The following is a 1,190-nucleotide window of genomic DNA, read 5'->3' on the forward strand; positions in this document are numbered from 1 at the left end:
GGAAACTCTGAAAAAAACTTTCTGATTTGGCAAAATACCGCGACCCCACCCACCGAGTTTCCCGATGAAGCAGATGACCTTCGCCGACGCCGAGTACGCTGGCAAGCGCAAGCAAACCCGCAAGGAGTTGTTCCTGATCGAGATGGATCGGGTGGTGCCGTGGAAGGGCTTGATTGCTTTGATCGAGCCACATTATCCGAAAGGTGAAGGTGGCCGTCCGGCCTACCCGTTGATGGCGATGCTGCGTGTGCATCTGCTGCAGAACTGGTTCGGCTACAGCGATCCAGCGATGGAGGAAGCGCTGTACGAAACCACGATCCTGCGCCAGTTTGCCGGGCTGAACCTGGAGCGCATCCCCGACGAAACCACCATTCTCAACTTCCGCCGCTTGCTGGAGAAACACGAGCTGGCGGCCGGCATCCTCGCTGTCATCAATGGCTATCTGGGCGACCGCGGCCTGTCGCTGCGCCAGGGCACCATCGTCGATGCAACGCTGATCAATGCGCCCAGTTCGACCAAGAACAAGGACGGCAAGCGCGACCCGGAAATGCACCAGACCAAGAAGGGAAACCAGTATTATTTTGGCATGAAGGCCCACATCGGCGCCGATGACGAATCGGGTCTGGTGCACAGCGTAGTGGGCACGGCGGCCAATGTGGCGGATGTCACCCAGGTGGACAAATTGCTGCATGGCGACGAAAACGTGGTCTGCGCCGATGCAGGCTACACCGGTGTCGAAAAGCGGCCCGAGCATGAAGGACGTGAAGTTATCTGGCAGGTGGCGGCACGCCGCAGCACCTACAAAAAACTCGATAAGCGCAGCGTGCTGTACAAAGCCAAGCGCAAGATTGAAAAGGCCAAGGCTCAGGTGCGCGCCAAGGTCGAGCATCCGTTCCGGGTAATCAAGCGCCAGTTCGGTTACACCAAGGTGCGCTTTCGCGGCTTGGCCAAAAACACGGCGCAACTGGTGACACTGTTCGCTCTGTCGAACCTGTGGATGGCGCGCCGACATTTACTGACGAATGCAGGAGAGGTGCGCCTGTAATGCGGGAAATGGCCACCGGAGTGGGGTCCGGGTGGCGAAAACGTAAGAAATACTCGTCGAATTGATTGTTTTTTGATCATTTGGCGAGTTTAAAAGTTGCGCTAGGTGGTATGCCGGGGAAATACATGGCTACTTCAGACCATCC

1 protein-coding gene is annotated in these 1,190 nt (G+C 57.1%); it reads left to right on the forward strand.

Going from position 1 to position 1,190, the window contains the following annotated elements; genetic code table 11:
- Window positions 1–64 precede the first annotated feature (64 nt).
- Complete coding sequence (locus AC1Q6I_RS34760) at window positions 65–1,045, forward strand: IS5-like element IS1384 family transposase (protein ID WP_010466230.1); 981 nt, start codon at window positions 65–67, stop codon at window positions 1,043–1,045.
- Window positions 1,046–1,190: the final 145 nt, after the last annotated feature.

The organism is Pseudomonas sp. MPR-R2A5, from assembly GCF_058793055.1.

Excerpts from the sequence above, each read along its gene's own strand:
- AC1Q6I_RS34760 (WP_010466230.1), top strand. The coding sequence starts at position 65 with ATGAAGCAGATGACCTTCGCCGACGCCGAGTACGCTGGCAAGCGCAAG.